Below are 24923 nucleotides of genomic sequence, written 5' to 3'. Positions count from 1 at the left end.
ATTCGATTATTCTTATGTAATTCCTTCAGGATACCCTTTTATTATATCCGCTTTTCCTTTTCCCATGTTGTACTTTGTTTCAAACAAAGATAGTGCATGTGACAAACAAATCGCATCGTATTCTTTTATTTCTCCTTCTGTTTTTAGCATCGTAAACTGCCTCATTTTCCGGTACTTATACATACCCACTTTTTCAATCATCCCTACTTTACATAAAAACGTTACATATTCTACGATTGCTAATTTCCATACATTTTGCGAAAAATACGGTAACGTACGCCTCTGAATACTACGCCTTTTATTTACATAGTAAAAAACAGCATGTAATGAAAAATAATCGCCAATTTGAAATTTGCCAATGAAGTCTATACAAAGAAAAGCCTGCCATACAAATGGATGTGTTTGAAATGCAAATGCATTTGGAAGAGGAACACCAATTTCAGATGGAAAACAAGAAGGAGAAAGATGATATTGATATAAGAGGTGTAAAAGTGATTTATGACTATAATTCCATAGCGTGAGGACATTCGTTCGAAAGTGGTTCTTTTTATTTTGCCATTCTCGCTCCAACCGTTCCTTCGTAAAAGATACTGGTAAAAAGAGTTTTTCAAGGGTAGTCGTACGCATTTTGAAATGAATAGTATGTGAAAAATAAACATTCGAAGAAAATGGGGTAAGAAGCTCACATTTCATAAATGATTTTTCATTTGGACAAAAAAAGAGAAGTGAAGGCTGAGGATAAGATTGTATGCAGAGAAAGTGAAAAGAGGATAATGAGATCCAATAAGCAGAGTGCCTTTTCATTTGATTTCCACCTAATATCCAGATGATTTGTATCCCTATTTTCCAATATGAACGAGTTCGTTTTAATAACTGTTCAGTGGATAAAGAGGCACATTGATATTCAATTGCCATCTGTCTCCCGTTCATTTCAATAAAGAGGTCGGGCCTTTGCCGAATCGCCGGGAGGTAATGTTCCACTTCTACATGGAATCCTTGCGACCTGAACCATCTATACAGTTGTTCCTTTCCATGCATATGGTAAGCTGATTCATGTTCGGATGAAACAGGGCACTGATTTGTTTTTCTATGGGCAAAGTGCCATCTCTTTTGCTTTCCTAACTTGAGCTGCACCTCTTGCCTACAGATTGGACAAAAAAATCGTTCTTTCTTTCGCATTGCAAGCAGCTTCTTTTCATCTCGGCTTTCAAGAAGGTGAATTTTCTCACCGTTTTCTTTCCTTGCGACAAACATAATACCACATCCTTTCTATACTGCTTTGTATTCTACAATTTACTACAAATTCCTTTCTCAACAAAAAGAGGACGTCCTTGTAAGAACATCCCCTTCCTCATAATAAAGGTGATAATAAACGATATGCCGATTCCACAATCCGCTTATGAAGACGACGCTTATGAAAGCGTTCCACATGAATTTCACTTGATACCTCTAAATCCTCTTTAAAATCCTTAACAAGCTTTCGAATACTATTTGTATCATATAAAAAGGCATTTACCTCAAAATTCAAATGAAAGCTTCTCATATCCATATTCGCTGTCCCAATCGATGCTAAATCAGAATCAACAATTACAATCTTACTGTGCAAGAAACCTTTTTCATATTCGTATACTTTTACCCCTGCATCTAATAACTCCGGGAAATAAGACCTTGATGCATAAAAGACAGTTCGTTTATCCGGTTTACTTGGCATCAATAATCGGACATCAATGCCAGCAAGAGCTGCCACTTTTAACGCCGATAAAATATCATCGTCCGGAATAAAATAAGGTGTGGCAATCCAAATGGACTTCCTTGCTGAAGCAATCATTGCAAAATAAAGATGCTTAATTGTCTCCCATTTATTATCCGGTCCGCCGGCAACAAGTTGTACACCGCCCCAATGATCTCCATCTACCGCTTTTGCCTGTAAATATTCAGGTGCTAGTACAGCTTCACCCGTCATATAAAACCAATCTTGCAAAAATATGAGCTGCAGACTTTGAACCGCCTCACCGCGTAAATATAAGTGAGTATCTCGCCAAAATCCAAAATATTTATTTTTCCCTAAATATTCATCACCAATATTTAGTCCGCCTACAAAGCCTTCATTTCCATCGATGACAACAATTTTTCGGTGATTTCGATAGTTAATTTTATCGTTCAAAATCGGAAAACGTACTGGAAAGAAAGGAATCATCTCTACACCAGCATCATTTAGTTCATCAATATATGCGTTTGACAATTTAAAACTTCCAACAGCATCATATAAAAAACGGACGGTAACGCCTTCCTGCGCCTTCTGAATTAAAATCTCTTTAATTTTTGTGCCAAGCTTATCATCACGTACAATATAATATTCCATATGAATATGATGCTTCGCTTTTTGCAATCCTTCTAAAATCGCTTGAAACGTTTCATCACCATTCGTTAACACCTTTGTTTCTGTCTGAAATGAAATATTTAAAGCACCAAGCCGATCTGCTAGACGAAATAGAAGTTCTTGATGTTTATGATTCTGTAAAATGCGTTCTTGATAATCTTCATGTCCTTTGTACTGTAAGAAAGCTTGTTCATCCAAAAGAGCCTTCTTTTGAAACATTCGTTTTCTGCGAAAGTTTTGTCCAAACAATAAATACGCAAAAAAACCAAATACAGGAAAAATACCGAGCACAATTAACCATGTCAACGTTTTAGATGGATGCCTGTTTTCCAAGAAAATAACACAGCCGATTAAAAATGCAGAAACAGTAAATAGAATACTTATAATTCCTAAAAACGAAATATTTTTTATGCCTATAACATCCGAATAAAATGCTACATCAATAAACATTCGTAACGAAACAAACACTGCGAATAAACCTAGAAAAAAGAAAAGTAACTTTAACGTGTTTTTCATTTCTTCCCCCCTTACTTACAAAATATTTTTATTATTAGCATACCCAGCATATAAAAAGCCGATTTCATAATATTGAAATCGGCCTACGTCTTAGAAGGAAAATGACTGCGAATTGTCTCAAGTGCATGTTCTTTAACAACTTGTTTGCCGTACTCACTCACACGGTGAACCGTTAAAGTAGATTCTTCCCCATATTCTAAAATAATACTTAAAATACGATCAATTTCTTCTTCATCGTGTAGCACTTCATCGAATTCAACATATACATAATAGCGGTCTTCAAACGAATATAATTCATCTTTTATATCTTCAAATATAAGACGATGACTTAACGAAATGACGTCTTCAAAATCATCAAATTTAATTAAAAAGCCAAATGTTCCATCTTCGTTAAAGTTTGTTCCCGCCTCTATCTCTTCCTCTAACTCTTGTTGAAATAGCGATTCAATCCGCTCATCTAGAGGAATATCAATGATTTTATCTAGACCTATTGGTAATTCTAATTTTTGTCCATCTTTTGAAAGCTGTGCTTTCGTTACAAGTACTTCAATGCCTTTATCAAGCGCCTGTACTTGAATCCATAGCGGTCCGTCAATAAAGAAATCATCATGATCACGAGCTTCATCCATCATTTCCCAAAATAATTGTTCGCTTCGTTCACGATTATACCAAATTTCTTCGCGATTAAACCCTCTATCTTCTATATCAACGTACGTAATAAAAAATTTCATCGTATGATCGTTAATTCTTTCAATGTCCAAAATCCAACTCTCCCTTCCTATTTGGAATTGTTATGAAGGGATTCCCCACTCATATGACAAATCAATAGATCCTTGTACTTTCATTTTATGATAAGATTCTCCAGAATGGAAATAAAATCGTTTTATTTTATAAAAACAGTCATTCACCTAGATGATTCTACACTATTGAACTACCCCACCTACCTCTAGGCGAGCTTGAGGTGGGGGATTCTACTGTTTCTGCCCTAACAAAAACACTTCCTCTCGATAAACCATAATTCCTTACCCTTATTTATTCCATTATGTACACTTACTATATGAACTTCATCCTTCCTCATTCATAAAAAATTGGACATACAATTACACCTATCGCCGTACACTGGTAATAAAGCCGGTCAAGCTTTTTCGTTGCATACATATATCTACACCTGTACTGCTTATTAAAACAGAATAAATGGAGGCAGAATAATGGAGTTAGATTTTTTGACATCTATACTAATGATTATCGGTATCGATGTTGTATTAGGCGGTGACAACGCAATTGTAATCGCACTTGCAAGCCGAAACTTACCCGAGTCTAAACGGAATAAAGCTATTTTTATTGGTACTGGCCTAGCAATTGTACTACGAATCCTTCTCACAGTACTCGCCGTCTACTTACTCGATATTCCTTTCTTGCAGCTTATTGGCGGCATCTTACTCACACTTATTGCCGTAAATTTACTTACCGATAATAGCAATGACCTTTCTTCTATACAAGGGAAAACGACATTATTTCAAGCAATTCGTACAATTGTATTTGCCGATCTCGTTATGGGTTTTGACAATGTCCTTGCGATTGCTGGCGCAGCTCATGGAAATTTCACACTCGTAATTATCGGATTATTAATTTCCATTCCCATTATCATTTGGGGAAGCAAGCTCATCTTACTATTTATGGAGCGGTTTCCTTTTCTCATTTATTGCGGAGGAGCAGTTCTTGCTTACACAGCTGGAAGAATGATCACCCATGAAACAAGGCTTGCACACTTTTTCCAGCATAACCCTACCTTTACAACAAGTATACCCTTCCTCTTTATTTTCACAGTATTAACTATCGGATTTATTGTTCAACATATAAAATTACGGAATATAAACAATTGATATATGTAAAACAAATGAAATTATGCGAAAACCTCCTACTGTAAGGTAGAAGGTTTTCGCATACAAAATTTTATAATTAATTTACAAGACGCTGTGCCTCACGTAACTGAAATGTTCTTACTGTGCGTGGTAAGAAACGACGAATTTCATCTTCGTTATAACCTACTTGAAGACGTTTTTCATCAATCATAATAGGACGGCGTAAAATGCCTGGGTAGTCACGAATCATCTTATATAAATCTTGAAGTGGTAAAGATTCTAAGTTAACGTTTAACTCTTGGAAAACTTTCGAACGAGTTGAAATAATCTCATCCGTTCCGCTTTCTGTCATGCGTAAAATTTCTTTAATTTCCTCAATCGTTAATGGATCTGAGAAAATATTACGTTCTGTATAAGGAATATGATTTTCCTCTAGCCATAATTTCGCCTTTCTACAAGACGTACAACTTGGAGAACTATATAGTGTTACCATACAAGACTCACTCTCCTTAAAGAGTACAAATTCTGTACTAATTACAGTTTAAATTTCTATTTCCCAGCAATTCTTCACTATGACTTGTCTTACAGCCAAATAAAAAATTGTCTTACATGTAAACAACAACTTATGAGCAAGTAACTCTTATTAAACAACAATTACTTTAAATAAGTAACTTCTATAATCATTATACAATAGATTCAGAAAGAAATATACAGTAAATTTCCTTACTAATGGGAAAAAAACTCATCTTTAACTACACTTAAAACAAGTAAAACTATCATGAATGTTTCATAACACAAGTCCTTCTATTCCATTAATATATAGACCTTTAGCGCCACTTCTTAATATGCTTATAGAAGATTTTCCCTTTCATATAATCCAATCAATCACGTGCTAAAGATAACGTTTTCTTACTCTTTTTTGAATAAAACAGTGGTGAAATGTAAGACATATGAATAGTCTGAGCATCTCATACAACCAGAACGTTTGTTCTTTTTGATTCTATCAAATCTTCTAGCTACTGTCTAGCTTGTTTTAAGTAAAATGATTATTTTCTAACTTTTCTTTCTTTTTTACTTTTTTTCTCATACAATAAAGATACAGACAGGCAAAGGGGGATTCCATATGGTTGCTTTTTTTATTGATTTTGCAATTGTCGCTGCCCTCGTCATTGGAATCACAGCATTGATTGGCGTCATTACAAATGGCATTGGTGAAAAGTTATTTGGTGGGAAAGAAAAAATGAAATTCGTTGATAAAAGTGCAGAAGTACAATCCGGTTGGAAACAAGTTGGTGGCAAAGGGATTTATAAAAAACGTACGTATTAAAAAGAAGCAGGAATTCTCCTGCTTCTTTTTTTATTATTTTCCTACAGAAGCCCATTTGAAGCTTAATTCTCCGCCATAATTGTGCTTATAAATATTTTTAACTGTTTCTCTTTCTAAATAAGCCATGCTACGTTGATATACAGGAGCAATTGCCGCATCATCCATAAGCATTTTTTCTGCTTCGAGTAAACTATTCCAGCGAGCCTTTACATCACTGCCATCCGTTTTTGCCTTCATAATAATTTCATCATACTTCGGATTAGAATATTTCATTTTATTTTGTGCACCATCTGTGATGAAAAGATCAAGATAAGTAACTGGATCTGGGAAGTCTGGGCTCCATCCAGCAAACGTCATTTCGTAATCTCCATTTTCTTCTAATTTAAGCTTTTGTGCAAATGGCTGTTGCTTAATTTTTAACGTAAACCCTGGTAAATTCTTTTCTAACTCCCCTTTTAAATATTCTCCTGTTTTCTTAGATAAATCTACATCTTCATTTAATAACTCAATTTCAATCTTATCTTTACCTAATTCTTTTTTGCCTGCTTTCCAATATTTCTGCGCTTCTGTTACTTTTGCTTTAACTAAATCTCCATTTTCAGCCCGAAAATCTTTTTTATTTGGTCCTGTAATAAATTTACTTGGAATCAATCCTGTTGCTTCAGTAGAACCATTATTTAAAATCGTCTCCACAAACGGTTTACGCTCAAAGGCAAGAGAAATTGCTTTACGTATATTCTTATTTGCTAAAGCTTCGTTTTTCTGATTGAAACGAAGGAAGAATACAGTAGCTTCATTTTCAGTCTTAAAATCTGAATTCCCTTTATATTTATCAACAAACTCAGATCTCAAATTAACACGGTCTATCGCTTTTGTATCATATAAATTAATTGCTGTTGCCAAGTCTTTTACAATATTAAAATTCACTTCTTCTAGTTTAACTTCTTTATTATCCCAATATGATGGATTTTTCTTCATTTGGAAACTTCTTTCATGCTTCCATTCACTTAATACAAATGGTCCGTTATACAGCGTTGTGTTTGCCTCTAGACCAAACTTATCCCCTTGCTCTTTTGCATACTTTTCATTTACAGGATAAAATAGTGGATAAATCATTAAATTTTCAAAATAAGGAACTGGATGCTCTAATTCTACTTCTAATGTATAATCATCAACGGCTTTTACACCTAATTGATCTGGTGTCATTTCTTTCTTATTAATTTTTTGTGCATTTTTAACATCAAACATAATATATGCTGATACTGCTGCTTTATCTGGATTAATCGCTTGTTGCCAAGCGTATACAAAGTCCTTCGCTGTCACAGGATCTCCATTTGACCACTTTGCATCTTCACGTAATTTAAATGTATACTTTTTCCCATCTGCTGATTTTTCACTTGATTTTGCTACACCTGGAACGAGTTTGTCCCCTTTACCAAGGCGGTATAATCCTTCCATTGTATTATTCATTACTTTTGAGGAAACAGCATCAGCTGATAGCGCTGGATCCATTGTTGGAATTTCCTGTGTTTCCGTTAAATTTATCACTTGCTTCCCGTTACTCTTGCCACTTTCCCCTTTTGCGTTCGCTTGCGGCTCATCCTTTTGATAACTACATGCTCCTAAAATCATGCTCACTGCTAATGTCGATGCTACGAAAACTGGTGTTTTTTTCTTCATTCTGCTACCCCTCCTAAAAATGTTAGCCCTTTCATTTTCGAACAGAAAGGAATATATGTATATTCTAATAATTAATATTATACACATAAATATATTCTTTGTATATTTATTTTTCTATCTTATTAAAATTTTCTGTCAACATTTTATGTTGCTTATTTATCTATCCAAATACCAATTGTAACTATTTTTATAATTATATAAATTATCAGAATATAATTAACTTTATATCTGATAATATCTTTTGTATAATTATCCTCCTTTGCTATACATCATTCTTTCGATAGAATCTGCAGAATTCCTATCATTTTTTTGCATGAATCCCATATAAAGTGAAACTTTAATCAGTGGAGGTTTTCTCCATCCCCCACTGATTATTAGCCCTCACCAATCGGACTTTTATGGGCAGTTTATCTCTCACCTAACTTCTTTAGAAAAGCGGAAGCGGCTCGCTCAAAATCGCAGGACGTTGGAGCACCCGACAGAGAAGCGCTTTTTGCCTCGTCCGAGGGAGCGAAACGACCGGAGATTCTAGCCGCTAGAGCTGGACAATACTTTCGCCGAATTTTGAAGCGGGAGTCTTACTGCCCACAAATAGCGGGATAAATCGCTGCCCCGAAGAACAAAAGGTGACCTGCTCTCGTTTTCTCTCTTTGTTTTAACTTTGCATGGGGCAGAAAAAGGATCTGACCGCTTCTATGCATGGCCGGATGCTCTCTCCCACCTTAAAAGAAAGGTTATATTTCGTTTTTTTCAATTTGTACTTACGTATGAAAATATATATTTGTTAACCAAGTTCCAAAATGAATGCAAGTGTTACTAAAGTGTGTTAAGATACATTTTGTTTAAAAAGGATATCGTAAAGTGGGGGATGATATGACAGAGATTACGTCCAAAAAAGGGCAGGGAGAAAAATTAAATTTATTCTTCTTAACGTGGCCCATCTTTTTAGAAGTTTTTCTTTTTATGTTAATGGGAATTGCTGATACTTTTATGTTAAGTGCACTATCAGATGATGCGGTGTCAGGTGTTGGAGCTGCGAATCAATATCTCCACATTGCAATATTAGTACTAGAGGTAATCGGAAATGGTGCTGCAATTGTTGTATCCCAGTACCTCGGTTCTAAACGATATATGGAAGCATCCAAAATATCAGCACTGGCAGTCACTTTAAACTTAGGAGTCGGGCTCGTTATAAGCGCCGGTTTTCTTTTATTCTCAAAACATATGATGACTGCCATGAATTTACAAGGTGATGTATTAGCTTACGCACAAAATTATTTATCGATTGTTGGAGGAGCGATCTTTCTTCAAGCGATTATCAATTCACTCGCTGCAATTATTCGTGTACACGGATTTACGAAACAAGCAATGTTTATTTCATTAGGAATGAATCTTTTTCATATTGCTGGAAACTATGTACTTATTTTCGGGAAATTCGGTTTTCCAGAAATGGGCGTTCAAGGTGCGGCCATTTCATCAGCTTTCAGCCGTTTTATCGCATTGATTGTCTTCTTCTGGTTACTGTACCGCGTCATGGAATATCGCGTGAAACTGAACTACTACATTACTTTATCAAAAGAATATATCGGCAAAATCTTAAAAATTGGTATTCCATCGGCTTTTGAGCAAGTTATGTATCAAGCATGTCAAATTGTCTTTTTATATTACGCGACCTACTTAGGAGCAGAATCATTAGCTGCAAGACAATACGCAACAAATATTTCAATGTTCACTTACCTATTCGCTATTGCCATTGGAATGGGAACAGCAATCATTGTTGGGCGTTTAGTCGGTGGGAATGAGAAAGACGAAGCATATGTACGTGTGTGGAAAAGCGTAAAGTGGGCCATTGGTGTTACGTTATGTATGGTCATTCTCGTCATAACATTTCGCATTCAATTAATGGAATTATTTACAGATAATCCTCATGTCATCGCTCTAGGAGCAACCGTACTTTTATTAAGCATTATGTTAGAAACCGGTCGTACGATGAATATTGTCATCATTAATTCACTACGCGCAGCAGGTGATGCAAAATATCCGGTTTTAATTGGAGCATTCTCAATGGTATTAATGAGTTTACCACTCGGATACTTTTTTGTGTTTTATTTAGACATGGGGCTGCCCGGCATTTGGTTGGCCATCGCGATTGATGAATGGACGCGTGCCATCATTATGTTCTTCCGCTGGAGAAGTAGAGCTTGGGAAAATTATGCGCTTGTTAAGCCAGAATCTACAGAGGAGCCGGCGTCTATTCAAGCCTAATGTGAATCATATATGCTACTTTTGTAACACTATAATAATATATATCTATTTTGTTTTTTCAATATACAAGTTGCTGCTATGAAAGATTCTCTCCTTTTGTTTTCACTCGGCATGGGGCGAAAAAAGCTCTGACCGCTTCTATGCATGGACGGATTCACTCTTCCACCTAAAAGAAAAGGTTTTCTATCAGTTTTTCAATTTGTATATAATAGAAAAGAAGCGGCCATAAAGGCCGCTTCTTTTCTATTATTGATAGATTTCTTTATATTTCTTGTATTCTGCTTCAGAACAAAGAACAAAATGTCCCGGACGAATTTCTCGCATAGTAGGTGTTTCATTTCCATATTGATGCTGAGATGGATCATATACAATACGCTTACGATTGCGTTCATAATCTGGATCCGGAAGTGGAATTGCTGATAATAGTGATTTTGTATACGGATGAATTGGATTCTCGTATAACTCATCACTACTTGTTAATTCAACAATTTGCCCACGGTACATAACACCAATACGATCGCTAATGTATTTTACCATCGATAAATCATGGGCAATGAATAGATATGTTAAACCTTTTTCTCTTTGCAGTTGTTTCAATAAGTTAACAACCTGCGCTTGAATGGATACGTCAAGTGCTGAAATTGGTTCATCGGCAATAATAAATTCTGGTTCTACCGCAAGTGCACGGGCAATTCCGATACGTTGACGTTGTCCACCAGAGAACTCATGCGGGAAACGGTTAGCATGCTCTTTATTTAACCCAACTGTGTTTAATAATTCATGCACACGATCCATACGCTCTTTTTTACTTTTTGCTAAACCGTGAATATCAATACCTTCTGCAATAATATCTCCAACTGTCATACGAGGATTTAATGACGCGTATGGATCTTGGAAAATCATTTGCATTTTACGGTTAAATTTCTTTAATTCTGCACGTGATTTTTTACCATGTACGTTTTCACCATCGAACAACACTTCCCCAGCAGTCGCATCGTATAACCTGATAATCGTTCTTCCAGTTGTTGATTTTCCGCAACCAGATTCTCCTACAAGCCCAAATGTCTCACCGCGGTAAATATCAAATGAAATATCGTTGACCGCTTTTACAACACCACCACTCACGTTAAAGTGTTGCTTCACATTTTTTACTTCAATTAATTTTTCACGTTGATTAGTCATGTTGTTCACCTGCCTTCATTTGAAGAATTCGTTTTTGAACGACTTCTGGCGGTTGTACTTCTGGCGCTTGCTCGTGAAGTAACCATGTTGCCGCATAATGTGTATCACTGACTTTAAATAATGGTGGTTCCATTTCAAAGTCAATTTTTAGCGCCTGTGGGTTCCGTGGTGCGAACGCATCCCCTTTTGGCGGTTTTAATAAATCTGGAGGCGTTCCAGGAATTGCATATAACTCTTCTTCTGAACCATCTAAACTTGGCATAGATGCGATTAATCCCCATGTATATGGATGTTTTGGATTGTAGAAAATTTCATCAACCGTACCAATCTCAACAACTTTACCAGCATACATAACAGCAACTCTGTCGGCAACGTTTGCCACTACACCTAAATCATGCGTAATGAAAATGATTGCCGCTTCTGTTTTTTGCTGAATGTCCTTCATAAGCTCTAAAATTTGTGCTTGAATTGTAACATCAAGTGCTGTTGTCGGCTCATCGGCAATCAATAACTTCGGATTACAAGCTAGCGCCATCGCAATAACAACACGTTGTCTCATACCACCAGAGAATTGGTGCGGGTATTGTTTTAACCGTGCTTCTGGATTTGGAATTCCAACAAGGTCAAGAAGCTCTAAAGCAACTTTACGAGCATCCGCTTTGCTCATTCCTTGGTGTTTAATAAGACCTTCCATAATTTGATTACCGATTGTCATCGTTGGGTTTAATGATGTCATCGGATCTTGGAAAATCATTGCAATCTCTTTCCCGCGTACTTGCTGCATTTCTTTTTCCGTTAATTTTGTTAAATCACGACCATCAAATACAATTTCTCCATTTTTAATACGTCCTGGAGGATTAGGGATTAATCCCATTAGCGCTTTTGAAGTAACCGATTTCCCAGAACCAGATTCTCCTACAATCGCTAATGTTTCTCCCTTTTTCAAATCAAATGTAACGCCGCGAACAGCTTGTACTTCACCAGCATGTGTATCAAAGGAGACTTGTAAATCTTTTACCTCTAACAATGTTTTCATTTTCACTTCTCCTTCCTTGTTTACTTACGCATTTTTGGATCTAACGCATCGCGTAATCCATCTGCCATTAAGTTAAATGCTAGAATTAACATACTGATGACAACCGCAGGGATGAACATCATATGTGGATATGTTTGAATTGATTTGTATCCATCATTTACAAGAGAACCAAGAGACGCTAATGGCGGCTGAATACCAAGTCCGATAAAGCTTAAGAACGCTTCGCCGAACACCGCTGAAGGGATTGTGAACATTGTCATAACGATAATTGGTCCCATTACGTTCGGAATTAAATGCTTCACAATTAATTGCGTGTTCGTTGCACCTAATGTACGAGATGCTAATACATATTCTTGGTTTTTCAATTTTAATACTTGTCCACGTACAATCCGTGACATTCCAATCCAACCTGTAATTGCCATCGCAAGTGTAATTGACCAAATACCTGAACCCATAATAATTACCATCAAAATAACGATAATTAAATACGGAATACCATTAATAATTTCCATAATACGCTGCATGATGTTATCCACTCGTCCGCCATAGAACGCTGAAATACCCCCGTATGCAACCCCAATTACTAGGTCAATTGCCGCTGCTAAAAGAGCGATATATAATGATACACGCGTTCCTTCCCATGTTCTTGTCCAAAGGTCACGACCAAGATCATCTGTACCAAACCAGAAGTACTCTTTAATATCACGTTTTTCATATTGATCAACGCCGTATTGATCCGTACCATCAAATGGTAGCCAATGAATGTTTTCTAATACTGGAATTTTCGGCGGCATTTTTGCACGTCCTAAATCTTGATCTTTATAAGAATATTTACTTACCATCGGTCCAAAGATTGCTAAAAGCGTAATAAGGATAAGTAATACAAGACCAAACATTGCTCCTTTATGTTGAAACAAACGTCTTCTTACATCTTGCCAAAACGTTAAGCTCGGACGGGCAATGACTTCATTATCAACATTGCTTCGATTGGCTGGTTGAAATAAATCTGGAGATAATTTTTGTACGTCTTTCATCATTTTTTCCCTCCCGCTAAACGAATACGAGGATCAATAATTCCGTATAAAATATCAACAATGAAAATTACTAAAATAAAGATTGCACTATAGAAAATTGTTGTTCCCATAATAACTGTATAATCATTCAATTGAATCGATTTAACGAATTGCTCCCCAAGTCCAGGTACAGCATAAATTTGCTCAATAACAAGCGTTCCTGTAATTAAGGCTGCGACCATTGGTCCTAAAATTGTAACAACTGGAATCAACGCGTTACGAAGTGCGTGTTTTACAATGATGACACCTTGACTAATCCCTTTTGCTTTTGCTGTTAAAATGTAATCAGCTTGCATAACTTCGATTAACTCTGCACGAGCAAAACGAGCAATCGTTGCGATAACTGCCATCGATAATGCGACGGTAGGCATGACTGTAAATTCAGGGCCTTTCCAGAATGCTACTGGGAACCATCCAAGTTTTACACCTACAAAATATTGTAATAATGCTGCGAATACAAATGATGGTACCGACATCCCGAGTACAGAAATAACGGTTGCTCCGTAATCCACCCATGTATTATTACGAAGTGCTGCGATAATCCCTAAGATTAAACCTATAAATGTTCCTAAAAGAATCGCTTGTAAACCAAGCTGCGCTGATGGTCCAATACGATCAATAATCATGTCTGATACTGGACGGTTATCGTACTGGAATGATACTCCTAAATCACCTTTTGCTAAGTTTCCTAAATAGCGTGCATACTGAACTGGTACTGGATCATTCAAACCATATTTTTCTAAAATGATTTCTTTTTGTGCCGGAGATAATTTCTCCTGGTTTTTAAGTGGAGAACCCGGCAGTAATTTCATTAAAAAGAATGTCAGCGTAGTAATTAAAAATAATGTCAAAGCCATGTACACGAAACGCTTTAATGCATAACGTCCCATCGTCAAGCACCTCCCCATTTTTCTCAAAAGCAATAAGATAGTTTGAAATATTCTTACTTTTATTTTTTTTAAAATAAGAGCACATGCCCATCATAAGCATATACCCTTGTAAACGATGGAATAAAGTGAAACTTTAATCAGCGGTGGTTTTCTTCATCCCCCTCTGATTATTAGCCCGCAAATAGCGGGATAATAATTAGTTTTGCTCAACAGATGCCCATTTAAAGGAGAATCTACCACCATAATTATGTTTGACAATATCTTTTACGGCACCTTTTTGCAAATACGATGTTCCTTTTTGGAAAATTGGTGCAATCACCGTATCTTCTTTAATTAATATTTTTTCAACTTGTAAAAGATTGTCCCAACGAGCTTGTAAATCTTTCGTATCTGTTTTTGCTTTTAAAATTAATTCATCATATTTTGGATTTGAATATCCTGTTTTATTTTGTGTACCATTGGTAACAAACATATCTAAGTATGAAACTGGATCTGGATAGTCTGGATTCCAAATACCAAAGGAAATATCATATTGTTGTGTATCCTCTAATTTATTTTTTTGAGCGAATGGTTGATGCTTAATCTTGATTGTCACTCCTGGTAAATTCTTTTCGATATCGCCTTTTAAGAATTCACCAATTTTCTTAGAATCTTCGTTATCGAAATTCAATAACTCTAATTCAACCTTATCTGTACCAAGCTCTTTTTTGGCTGTTTCCCACAATTTTTTTGCTTCTTTTGCGTTTGTTTCAACAAGCTTTCCACTTTCAGCACGGAAGTCTTTCTTATTAGGTCCTTCAGCAAAATCCTTTCCAACAAATCCATAGGCCGGTATAGCTCCATTATTTAAGATAACTTTAGCAATATTTTCACGATCAAAGGACATCGAAATGGCCTTACGTAAATTTTTATTTGCTAAAAATTTATTTCCTTGATTGAAACGTAGATATGCGACTCCAGCTTCTTTCGTTGCTTTAAATTCTGAACTTGATTTGTACTTGTCTACAAATTCAGATGTTAAACCAACACGGTCAATTGCATTTGTATCATATAAGTTTATAGATGTTGCTGTGTCCTTAACGATATTAAAGTTGACCTCTTCCAGTTTAACTGTTTTGTTACCCCAATATGATGGATTTTTCTTAAATTGGAAGCTGCTTTCATGTTTCCATTCACTCAGTACAAATGGTCCATTATAAAGTGTTGTATTTGCCTCTAAACCAAATTTATTCCCTTGTGATTGTATGTACTTTTCATTTAATGGATAGAAAACAGGATAAACTGTTAAATCAACAAAGTAAGGAACAGGATTGTCTAATTCTACTTCTAATGTATAATCATCAATTGCTTTTACACCTAATTCCGTAGCTGGTAATTCTTTTTTATGAATTTTTTCTGCATTTTTAATATCAAACATGATATAAGAATATGTAGCACCTGTATCTGGATTCACTGCACGTTTCCAAGAATAAACAAAATCATGTGCTGTTACAGGATCTCCATTTGACCATTTCGCATCTTTTCGTAATTTAAAGATATATTTCTTGCCATCTTCAAGTTTCTCATAAGATTCCGCTACGCCTGGTGTTGCCTTTTGGTCTTTTCCAACACGGTATAATCCTTCCATTGTGTTGTTTAATACCATTGAAGACGAGGAATCAGATGTCATAGATGCATCCATTGTCGGAATTTCAGACACTTCCGTCAAATTAATAATTTGTTTTCCATTACTACTGCTGTTCTCTTTTTCTTTTCCTTTTGCTTTGGTATCCTCTTTTTGATATCCACAAGCCCCAAGTAACATACTTGCAGTCAATGTCGATGCAAGTAATAGCGACATTTTTTCTTCATGTTGTACAGCCTCCCCTAATGCACTTCCTGTACCCTCACTTGTCAAAAAGCAGAATTGCAAGAATAATCTCCAAGTTTCTACAATTTTCATTATACATATAATACGACGATTGTGAATATAGTTTTTTGTTTTTTTGTTAAAATTTTTAATAAAATATTTATTTTTTATATTTTCTGTAAAGGGATACCTTAACATTGCTCCTATCATATTGAAATAAAATGCAGAATTGCGTATAATTTTCAAATAATTATTTCTAGTACTCATTATAACTTTTATAGTATAATAATTCTAGTAATATTTTGAAGGAGGGGAAGATTTTGAATAAACTTTATTTCCGCACTTGCATATTAATATTATTGGCATTAATCGCTTCTAGTATTGGCGCATTCCTATTTCCAGCGCAATATTTGCTGAATTTTGTCAATATTATGTTTTATATTGCGTTATTTTTTATTATTTTAGGTGGTTTTTTATTTCTATTTCAATGTGGATTTTTCAATATAACGATGTACGCTTTCCAAAAAGTATTTGGAACAAATAAAAAAGTAGAATCTTTAATTGAAGAGGAAGAATCCGAAATAGATAAAAAAGAAAGAATATATAAAACGTATTCTTTCGCATGGACATACCCCTTCTGCATTACAGGTGTTCTTTTAGGCCTCATCTCTACAGTCATTAGCTTTACTATTTTGCTGTAGTTTGCAAACGATTTTCCATATGATATAATAATTTGCAAAACATTTTATTATAAAAAGCGCAAATGGCTCTCTTAACTGTTAAAAGTTAAGAATTAGAGCTAGGTTATAATAAATTCATATGTATGCGATGAGAAAGAAGAGTACATATTGCAGCAATTTCAGAGAGCTTGTGGTCGGTGTGAACAAGTAATTGTACAGTATGGAATGGGCTTTTGAGCACCAAACCGAACCGAAAGAAGTAGGCTTTGGCGTTACATCCAGGCGTTATAATGGATAAAAGAGATTTCACTATTTGTGAAATAATTAGGGTGGTACCGCGGTCCATTCGTCCCTATATACATTTGGGATGAATGGGCTTTTTTGTATATATCAAAAAGCGGAAGCGGCTCGCTTAGAATGCGAGGGGGATGGAGCTCCTGACGTAGAGGCGCCTTTTGCCTCGCAGGAGGGCGCGAAGCCACCGAGCATTCTTGCCGCTGGAGCTGGATTACTCAAAAGGCGGAGGCGACTGCTTAGCCCTGGGTGGCTAAGGTTCTTTCACACAGAAGGTGCTTTTTATCTTCTCGTGTGGAAGGTTCTTAGACACGAAGGGCTAGGAGCCGGAGCTGGATTACAACAAAAAGCGGAAGCGGCTCGTATTAACCTACTTCCCCACTCTTCAACAATACATACAAATTTCAAGGAGGAGTTATTTATGTCAGTTATTTTTTCTGGTATTCAACCAAGCGGAACAATTACGCTTGGAAACTATTTAGGAGCAATGAAACAATTTACAGAATTACAAAACGAACATGATTGTTATTTCTGCATTGTAAACCAACATGCAATTACAGTCCCTCAAGATTCTGTACAGCTTCGTAAAAACATCCGTAGCCTCGCTGCACTATATGTCGCTTGTGGCATTGACCCTGAAAAATCAACTTTATTTGTGCAATCAGAAGTGCCAGCGCACGCTCAACTAGGATGGATTATGCAATCTATCGCATATGTCGGAGAATTAGAACGTATGACGCAATATAAAGATAAATCATCTGGCAAAGAATCTGTTCCAGCTGGATTACTTACGTATCCACCATTAATGGCAGCTGACATCTTACTTTACAATACTGAGATTGTGCCAGTTGGCGACGATCAAAAACAACATATGGAATTAACTCGTGATTTAGCAGAGCGTTTCAATAAACGTTTCCGTGAAATTTTCACAATTCCAGAGATTCGCATTCCAAAAGTAGGCGCACGTGTTATGTCATTAACAGAACCTACGAAAAAAATGAGTAAATCTGATCCAAATCCAAAATCAATGATTAGTATGCTTGACGATCCAAAAACAATTGAAAAGAAAATTAAAAGTGCCGTAACTGATTCCGATGGCATTGTAAAATACGACAAAGAAAACAAACCTGGTATTTCCAACTTATTAACAATCTACTCTTCATTCTCAGGCAAAACAATTGAAGAACTAGAAGCTCACTATGAAGGAAAAGGATACGGCGACTTTAAAGGCGACTTAGCTCAAGTAGTCGTAGAAGCAATTCGTCCAATTCAAGAAAAATATAATGAACTCATTAACTCTCCTGAATTAGATGAAATCCTTGACAAAGGTGCTGAAAAAGCAAACCGCGTTGCATTCAAACAACTACGAAAAGTAGAAAACGCAATGGGATTAAGCAGAAAGCGTAGGTAATAACAAAAAGCGGAGGCGACTGCTTAGCCCTGGGTGGCTAAGGTTCTTTCCCACAGAAGGTTCTTTTTACTTTCTTGTGGGGAAGGTTCTTAGACGCGAAGGGCTAGGAGCCGGAGCTGGATTACTACAAAAAGCGGAAGCGGCTCGTTTAGAATGTGAGGGGGATGGAGCTCCTGACGTAGAGGCGCTTTTTGCCTCGCAGGAAGGCGCGAAGCCACCGAGCATTCTTGCCGTTGAAGCTAGATTATATCAAAAAGCGGAAGCGGCTCGTTCAGCTCTGACTGGCTAAGGTTCTTTTGCATAGAAGGCGTTTTTTGCCTTCTTATGCAGAAGGTTCTTAGACACGAAGAGCTTGCCGCTGGAGCTGGATTATATCAAAAAGCTAAAAATAAACTAAATAAAAAAATCCGCCAAATTTGGCGGATTTTTTAATTTACCTTTTGTTCATTTTCCATTTCCCATAGCTTTTCAAAGAATGGTTGCCCTTTTACAAGGCGTTCACATAGCTGTTCATGCTTCTCTGACCAGCCATATTTCGCTTCCTCATAGAGGCGCTCCCATACATCTTCAAATTTCATATGTTGAACAGTCCCATATGCAGATGGATCCCATTCTGTATACCAATAGCGGATTTCAGCTGGATTTTTCGTTGTATGTAGTTGATCTAACGCCATAAAAAGCAATTGTTTTAATTGTCGTTCTTTACGAGTTAAGCCATTCATAATATATGGCGATGGCGATAAAATATGATGTTCTTTTTGTGATTCTTCGATTTGAAACTCATACTTTTCTGCTTTAACATTTTCCACCATCTCATATACCATCTGTTCTTGACGAGGAATAAGCCTACTTTTTCGAATCGGTATATTGTACCCAATTGAATCTACTGCAATAATTCCTTTTCCATCTGTAACAACAAAACAATACTCTTGTTGCAAACGCTCGTGATTTTTACGAATATATGCCTTATGATGTACGTCTTCCAATAGTTTTTGCGGAAGTTCCAATAATTCGTTCTCGATGTAATGATATAATGTGGAATCTACTTTTAATAATGGCACTTGATCTAATAATTCGATCGTATCATCCTTCCGCCATTCGTAAAAATGACAAACGTTATACCCATTTTCTTCACCTTCAAACCAATTTACCCATACATCATGTAGATATAACATTTTCTACCCCTCACTTCACTACTGTTTGTACATCTCATTATGTTCATTTTTTGTAGATTTTATTCCATTAAAGGAAATATATTCTACACATATATCCATTTTGATTTTCCGACATATAAGTCGCGGCTATGAAAACAATAACAGACTTCCACTCATTTCCTCCTTCTGTCTTCACACGGCACGGCGAAAAAAGCACTGACCGCTCCTACGCTCGGACGGACGCTCTCTTCCACCTGAAAATTAGGTTTTCTCTCGTTATATATTATTTCTTCACTACTTCTTACTTTCATTTTCATCATGCAAAAAAACTTGGCAGCGCCAAGTTTTTTCTATTCATCACCTATTTCTAATTAAGGATCTTAAGCAGTAAACGCATTCGCTTTATTTAATATACGTATGGCATCCATAGATAATAAAGAAAGCGTATTGTCTTTTTCAAACTCCACACAATCTTTTACAATATGAAATCCGACGCCATATCCAAGCATCTTTGGGTACATTTGCATTCCATTTAGTAAACAATCATGCTCCCTTGTTCCTCTCTTAATATCCTTTTTCTTTTTTACAACCTTCTCCCAATAATGAACCGCTTCCTTTTTTGTATAGTATGATGTCCACGGTGCATAATTCACTTCTGAGTGTCTTTCGTACACCGCTTGCTCTGCTAATCCCTCCATAATAATCGTATCAAGTAATGTATAGTCCTTTTCTTTCTTTTCAATTTGGTGTAACCGACATATGTGATGATATTCATGCGTAAGTAATGCTTTTAATTCTTTCGCTGTATTTCGTCCGCATACAAACAAAAAAATCACATGACGCATTGTTAAGCCAGCTTTCCCGTTATATTCCGCTTGTACAGTACGATTATATGGATCTGATAATAAAATAAAGACAGGAACATCCGGGCCTTGTAACCAATCCTTAAGTTCTTCATACTCCTTGGCAAGCTCTTTCCAAATCTGCCTTTCCTCTAACTGTCCAATTTCTTTTTCTCCATCTAATACCGGACGGTACATACCTTTAGAAATTAAAAAACGGTACAATCTTTCTTTTGGCAATGGAATGTATTTTGTAAACTTCTCGCAAAGTTTTTCTGGACGTCCATAGTAAAGATGTAACCAATCTGCCGTTTGAATAATCCCCATCTTCACTCCCCCCTTCCTTCTATATGTATGCAACAAAAAGAACGAAAGCGAAGTGATAATGTGGAAATTTATGTTAAATGAAATGGTTTTTATGATATGCTTGGAGTGTATCCTACAATTTTATGTAAGGGGTTGATTTTATATTAATATATTAGAAAACATAAATGAAATTTCTCAATTATTACTAGTGTTATCTACATTTTGTTTTTACTTGTATTTAAGGAAAATGAAACTAAAAAGAAAACTTTCCGGTTTTGAATTTTCAATGTACATCGTAACGCAACTTGCATACATACTTTGGGGGATTAGCTTCATTTCTAAAATATGGGACTAAAATAAAGTCATGCTGTTTTACACTTTTTTCAAAAGCAGATCCCCCACTCATTCCCTCCTTCTGTCTTCATACGGCATGGGGCTCAAAAAGGCTCTGACCGCTCGCACGGACGGACGCTCTCTCCCCCCCAAAAAAAAGAAAGGGTGTTTTAAGAAATAGCCCCTTTGCTACTTCTCAAAACACCCTCTTACTACAATTATTTATATGCTTTAAATACTAATACTGCGTTATGACCACCGAATCCTAATGAGTTACTTAAAACAGTGCGTACTTCTTGATGTCTCGCTTTGTTTGGTACGTAATCTAAATCACATTCTGGATCTGGTGTTTCATAGTTGATTGTTGGCGGAATCACTCCATCTGTAATAGATTTAACAGAGAAAATCGCCTCAACAGCACCAGCTGCGCCTAATAAGTGTCCAGTCATTGATTTTGTAGAGCTAATCGCCACTTTATATGCATGTTCACCAAATGTTTCTTTAATCGCCATTGTTTCGTATTTCTCATTTGCATCTGTACTTGTACCATGTGCATTAATATAATCAATATCCTCAGGCTGAAGACCTGCATCTGCTAATGCTTGACGCATCGCACGAACGCCGCCTTCACCGCCAGGAGCAGGCATTGTAATATGGAACGCATCACCTGTTGCACCATATCCAACAATTTCAGCATAAATACGCGCACCACGTGCTAATGCATGTTCTAACTCTTCAAGTATAAGAATACCTGCGCCCTCTCCCATTACAAATCCACTACGATTTTTATCGAATGGACGACAAGCAGTTGCTGGATCTTCATTAAATGTTAACGCCTTAGCTGAACTGAATCCTGCAAAAGCCATATGTGTTAACGGTGCTTCTGCTCCGCCTGTAATCATCGCATCTGCGTCACCACGCTGAATGACTTTAAAAGCATCACCGATTGAGTTTGCTCCTGATGCACAAGCTGTTACAGAGCAAGTATTAATTCCTCTTGCACCTGTTGCAATCGACACTTGGCCAGCAGCCATATCAGGAATCATCATTGGTACGAAAAACGGACTAACGCGGCGCGGTCCTTTTTCTGTAAAGATTTTAAATTGTTCCTCGTATGTTTCCATACCACCAATACCAGATCCTACCCATACACCAATGCGCGGACCATTTTCTTCTGTAATTTCTAATTTCGCATCTTCAACGGCCATTTTCGCTGCTGCTACAGCATATTGCGTAAAACGGTCCATACGACGCGCTTCTTTTTTCTCAATATATTTCTCGACTTCAAAGTCGTTAATTTCTGCTGCTACTTTTGCAGGAAATAATTCTGGATCTATGCGTGTAATACGTCCGATTCCAGATACACCATTTTTAATGTTATTCCAAGCTGTTTCAACATCCGTTCCAATCGGCGTGACAGCTCCTAATCCTGTAATTACGACACGCTTCTTTCCCATACAAAATACACTCCTTTTTCTCTCAGTCCTTATTTACCCCAACGAAGAGCAACTGCTCCCCAGGTTAATCCGCCGCCAAAACCAATTAATATGATTACATCACCATCTTGGATACGTCCATTTTGTAATTCCTCTACCATAGCAATCGGAATCGAAGAAGCTGACGTATTTCCAAACTTCTCTATTGTTGTACTCATTTTTTCTTGCGGTAAACCTAATCTTTCTCTCGCCGATTCCATAATACGAATATTTGCTTGATGAGGAACTAAAAAATCCACATCTTCTTTCGTAAGACCTGCTTTTTCTACAACACGAAGACAAGAATCACCAAGTTGACGAACAGCGAATTTAAAGACTTCTCTTCCATTCATCATAACATATTCATCTTGATAAAGGTGTTTAGCACCACTTCCATCCGCTCCTAATTCAAATGAAAGAATGCCTTTTCCTTCTGAAACGGCTCCCATTACAATAGCACCTGCTCCATCTCCAAATAGCACTGCTGTATTGCGATCGTTCCAATCTACAATTTTAGATAATTTATCACTACCAACTACTAGTATGTTTTTATAAGTTCCAGTTTGAATAAATTGCTGCGCTGTAATCATTCCGTACATAAACCCAGCACATGCCGCACTTAAATCCATCGCCGCTGCATGCTTCGCACCAATTTGTTCTTGAATAACGCAAGCAACCGCTGGAAAAGAACGATCTGGCGTTACCGTCGCAACTAAAATAAGATCAATTTGTTCTCCGCTAATCCCTGCATCTTCAAGTGCTTTCTTAGCAGCTTCTACTGCCATATATGAAGTATTTATTGTATCATCGGCAATGCGTCTCTCTGCAATTCCCGTTCTTGTACGAATCCATTCATCGGATGTATCCATGATTTTCTCTAAGTCGTGATTTGTGACTACTTTTTCTGGCACATATCTCCCGATTCCTAAAATGCCTACGTTCACACCGCAGCCCTCCGTTTTATATCAATTATTATGACTTGGTACTAATTCTAAAACATAAATGTTTATTTGTCTAGAATATATTTCTAAGTAAAAAAATAAAGCCGACATATTGTCGACCTTATCTTTCCGCTTTTCCAAGCTCATATGCTTCATTCATTACTTTTATTAATAACTCTAGTACTGGTTGCGCTTTTTCCATATCAAGCGCAATCCCATTATCATCCAAAATAGCCTTTGCTTCCGGCAGATGTTTCATAGCGATTTGTAAAAACTGCATATTTTTTTCGTTCATATTTCTTCATCCTTTCCATCAAAGGAGCACTAATCTCCTTACTTCTACACTATATAAATTCCTTTTGATTTTTCAACATATAAGTCGGTGCTACAAAACAAAAGGTGACTTGCACTCGTGTTCTCTCTTTGTTTTTAACTTGGTATGGGGTATGGCTTCTATGCATCTCTCCCACCTAAAAAAAGTTTTATATCGGTTTTTCAATTTATATTTGTATAGTTTAACATATGTTGTGTTCTTCGTATAACTCTTTATATCGTTTTAAATGTCTCAGTTGTTTATTTAAACCATATTCTAACGGTGTATTTTTCACAATACAGATACTCTTTATCTCTTCTCTTTTCACTTCTTTAACAGTTTTTTCTACTTTATCCTCGGCATTTAAAAGGGTAATTCCTTTTTCCCATAGATTTTTTTTACCACTGACCATATTATATACACCTAAATTTTCTATTGTTTTGCCTTTTTCCCATAAATATTCACACACATCCTCTACATAAAGAAGGTCCGCTCCATTTTCATTTTGAACAAGCGGACATTCCTTCTCCATAATTTCAGAAAGAATAAGCCTGTGATATGTCATAAAGGAAGGCTGCCACGGTCCGTATAAAGTTGGAACACGAAGTATACTATAATGAATATTCGCCTTCTCCACTTCTTCCTCTACTTTCATAAATAATCGTTTATTTTCAGATTGATCTTGCACATTCGCTACTTCAATAGAAGAAAGTACATTTAGCTTTACTTGTTTTCTTTCGCACATATGAATAACACGCTTCAAATATTGTAAAATGATTCGTTCATTCCGAAATCCGCTTTGCCTGTTCGGTTCACATAAACAAAAGTAAACCACATCAAAATTATCAATTTCAATCGTCTTCCATCCGTCTTCATCTCTTATAGACGAATAAGTAAACAAATCATTCCGTCCAATTAAAAATAACTTTTCTTCACTTACTTTTGACATACTTTCCAGATCAGCAAAATCAAGGCCATATACTTCTACTTCTTCTGCAAGCATTTTATTTACAAGATGATAACCTACAAATGAAAGTGCCCCTATAATAAATACGCGCTTCATGTCACCAACCCTTTCTTTCTCTAAACAAACAGCTCCTCATCTATGTATATT

The 24923-nt window shown here is 36.4% G+C and carries 23 protein-coding genes and 1 other annotated feature; of the genes, 7 read left to right on the top strand and 16 right to left on the bottom strand.

Translation table 11 applies throughout. From position 1 onward, the window contains the following. Positions 1-12 precede the first annotated feature (12 nt). From J4P91_RS00210 to mecA, 3 genes are all read right to left on the bottom strand, one after another. Positions 13-1254, bottom strand: a complete 1242-nt coding sequence (locus J4P91_RS00210) for a competence protein CoiA (RefSeq protein WP_207992497.1) — start codon at positions 1252-1254, stop codon at positions 13-15. A gap of 97 nt (positions 1255-1351) precedes the next feature. Then, positions 1352-2896 (bottom strand): cardiolipin synthase, encoded by a 1545-nt coding sequence (cls, locus tag J4P91_RS00205; protein WP_207992496.1) that lies wholly within the window; start codon positions 2894-2896, stop codon positions 1352-1354. Positions 2897-2979: 83 nt separating this feature from the next. Then, a complete protein-coding gene (gene mecA, locus J4P91_RS00200; protein WP_017152836.1) occupies positions 2980-3657 on the bottom strand; it encodes an adaptor protein MecA in 678 nt (225 codons plus the stop codon). 447 nt (positions 3658-4104) lie between these two features. Between mecA and J4P91_RS00195 the strand changes: the two genes are divergently transcribed. Further along, positions 4105-4779, top strand: coding sequence for a TerC family protein (locus tag J4P91_RS00195; protein WP_207992495.1), 675 nt, complete (start codon positions 4105-4107; stop codon positions 4777-4779). 76 nt (positions 4780-4855) lie between these two features. On the opposite strand, the gene spx is transcribed toward J4P91_RS00195, so the two are convergent. Next, positions 4856-5251: a transcriptional regulator Spx gene (spx, locus tag J4P91_RS00190; RefSeq protein WP_000258267.1), complete on the bottom strand. Its 396-nt coding sequence runs from the start codon at positions 5249-5251 to the stop codon at positions 4856-4858. A 630-nt stretch (positions 5252-5881) separates the two neighbouring features. On the opposite strand from spx, the gene J4P91_RS00185 reads away from it, so the two are divergent. Then, the gene (locus J4P91_RS00185; RefSeq protein WP_000225326.1) at positions 5882-6085 is read left to right on the top strand and encodes a hypothetical protein; all 204 of its coding nucleotides are present in this window, start codon (positions 5882-5884) and stop codon (positions 6083-6085) included. A gap of 33 nt (positions 6086-6118) precedes the next feature. Here J4P91_RS00185 and J4P91_RS00180 read toward each other — a convergent pair whose 3' ends face one another. Continuing rightward, positions 6119-7765: a peptide ABC transporter substrate-binding protein gene (locus J4P91_RS00180; protein ID WP_207992494.1), complete on the bottom strand. Its 1647-nt coding sequence runs from the start codon at positions 7763-7765 to the stop codon at positions 6119-6121. 873 nt (positions 7766-8638) lie between these two features. On the opposite strand from J4P91_RS00180, the gene J4P91_RS00175 reads away from it, so the two are divergent. Beyond that, complete coding sequence (locus tag J4P91_RS00175) at positions 8639-10030, top strand: MATE family efflux transporter (protein WP_207992493.1); 1392 nt, start codon at positions 8639-8641, stop codon at positions 10028-10030. A gap of 246 nt (positions 10031-10276) precedes the next feature. Here J4P91_RS00175 and J4P91_RS00170 read toward each other — a convergent pair whose 3' ends face one another. The 5 genes from J4P91_RS00170 to J4P91_RS00150 all read right to left on the bottom strand — a co-directional run bounded on the left by J4P91_RS00170 (position 10277) and on the right by J4P91_RS00150 (position 16051). Continuing rightward, positions 10277-11212, bottom strand: coding sequence for an ABC transporter ATP-binding protein (locus tag J4P91_RS00170; protein ID WP_017152841.1), 936 nt, complete (start codon positions 11210-11212; stop codon positions 10277-10279). Beyond that, entirely contained in the window at positions 11205-12248 is a 1044-nt protein-coding gene (locus J4P91_RS00165) for an ABC transporter ATP-binding protein (RefSeq protein WP_017152842.1), read from the bottom strand. Before J4P91_RS00165 ends, J4P91_RS00170 begins: the two co-directional genes overlap by 8 nt. Positions 12249-12268: 20 nt before the next feature. Beyond that, entirely contained in the window at positions 12269-13285 is a 1017-nt protein-coding gene (gene opp3C, locus J4P91_RS00160; protein WP_017152843.1) for an oligopeptide ABC transporter permease, read from the bottom strand. Continuing rightward, positions 13282-14211 carry an oligopeptide ABC transporter permease gene (gene opp3b, locus J4P91_RS00155; RefSeq protein ID WP_207992492.1) on the bottom strand — a complete coding sequence of 310 codons (930 nt, stop codon included), beginning with the start codon at positions 14209-14211 and terminating at the stop codon, positions 13282-13284. The genes opp3C and opp3b overlap by 4 nt, the downstream gene beginning before the upstream one ends. 196 nt (positions 14212-14407) lie before the next feature. Beyond that, complete coding sequence (locus J4P91_RS00150; RefSeq protein ID WP_207992533.1) at positions 14408-16051, bottom strand: peptide ABC transporter substrate-binding protein; 1644 nt, start codon at positions 16049-16051, stop codon at positions 14408-14410. 329 nt (positions 16052-16380) lie between these two features. Between J4P91_RS00150 and J4P91_RS00145 the strand changes: the two genes are divergently transcribed. From J4P91_RS00145 to J4P91_RS00135, 3 genes are all read left to right on the top strand, one after another. Beyond that, a complete protein-coding gene (locus J4P91_RS00145; protein ID WP_207992491.1) occupies positions 16381-16761 on the top strand; it encodes a DUF3899 domain-containing protein in 381 nt (126 codons plus the stop codon). A gap of 118 nt (positions 16762-16879) precedes the next feature. After that, positions 16880-17097 (top strand) — a binding site (T-box leader). 358 nt (positions 17098-17455) lie between these two features. Then, positions 17456-18445: a tryptophan--tRNA ligase gene (trpS, locus tag J4P91_RS00140; protein WP_207992490.1), complete on the top strand. Its 990-nt coding sequence runs from the start codon at positions 17456-17458 to the stop codon at positions 18443-18445. Between the two features lie 76 nt (positions 18446-18521). Then, complete coding sequence (locus J4P91_RS00135; protein WP_207992489.1) at positions 18522-18734, top strand: hypothetical protein; 213 nt, start codon at positions 18522-18524, stop codon at positions 18732-18734. A 139-nt stretch (positions 18735-18873) separates the two neighbouring features. Here J4P91_RS00135 and J4P91_RS00130 read toward each other — a convergent pair whose 3' ends face one another. Both J4P91_RS00130 and J4P91_RS00125 read right to left on the bottom strand, forming a co-directional pair. After that, positions 18874-19620, bottom strand: coding sequence for a YjbA family protein (locus J4P91_RS00130; protein WP_207992488.1), 747 nt, complete (start codon positions 19618-19620; stop codon positions 18874-18876). Positions 19621-19979: 359 nt separating this feature from the next. Continuing rightward, entirely contained in the window at positions 19980-20768 is a 789-nt protein-coding gene (locus tag J4P91_RS00125; RefSeq protein WP_207992487.1) for a DUF2268 domain-containing putative Zn-dependent protease, read from the bottom strand. A gap of 142 nt (positions 20769-20910) precedes the next feature. Here J4P91_RS00125 and J4P91_RS29550 point away from each other — a divergent pair, with 142 nt between their 5' ends. Beyond that, complete coding sequence (locus J4P91_RS29550) at positions 20911-21102, top strand: hypothetical protein (protein ID WP_307802519.1); 192 nt, start codon at positions 20911-20913, stop codon at positions 21100-21102. A gap of 196 nt (positions 21103-21298) precedes the next feature. Here J4P91_RS29550 and fabF read toward each other — a convergent pair whose 3' ends face one another. From fabF to J4P91_RS00105, 4 genes are all read right to left on the bottom strand, one after another. Further along, positions 21299-22537 (bottom strand): beta-ketoacyl-ACP synthase II, encoded by a 1239-nt coding sequence (gene fabF, locus J4P91_RS00120; RefSeq protein WP_207992486.1) that lies wholly within the window; start codon positions 22535-22537, stop codon positions 21299-21301. A 29-nt stretch (positions 22538-22566) separates the two neighbouring features. Beyond that, entirely contained in the window at positions 22567-23499 is a 933-nt protein-coding gene (gene fabH, locus J4P91_RS00115; RefSeq protein WP_207992485.1) for a beta-ketoacyl-ACP synthase III, read from the bottom strand. Positions 23500-23617: 118 nt separating this feature from the next. After that, a complete protein-coding gene (locus J4P91_RS00110) occupies positions 23618-23791 on the bottom strand; it encodes a ComZ family protein (protein ID WP_207992484.1) in 174 nt (57 codons plus the stop codon). Between the two features lie 220 nt (positions 23792-24011). After that, positions 24012-24872 (bottom strand): NAD-dependent epimerase/dehydratase family protein, encoded by an 861-nt coding sequence (locus tag J4P91_RS00105; protein WP_207992483.1) that lies wholly within the window; start codon positions 24870-24872, stop codon positions 24012-24014. Positions 24873-24923 lie beyond the last annotated feature (51 nt).

The sequence above is a fragment of the Bacillus sp. XF8 genome, assembly GCF_017498755.1.
Lineage (GTDB): Bacteria > Bacillota > Bacilli > Bacillales > Bacillaceae_G > Bacillus_A > Bacillus_A bingmayongensis.
The sequence above is the reverse complement of the archived record's forward strand: the minus strand, read 5'-3'. Positions and strand labels throughout refer to the sequence as shown.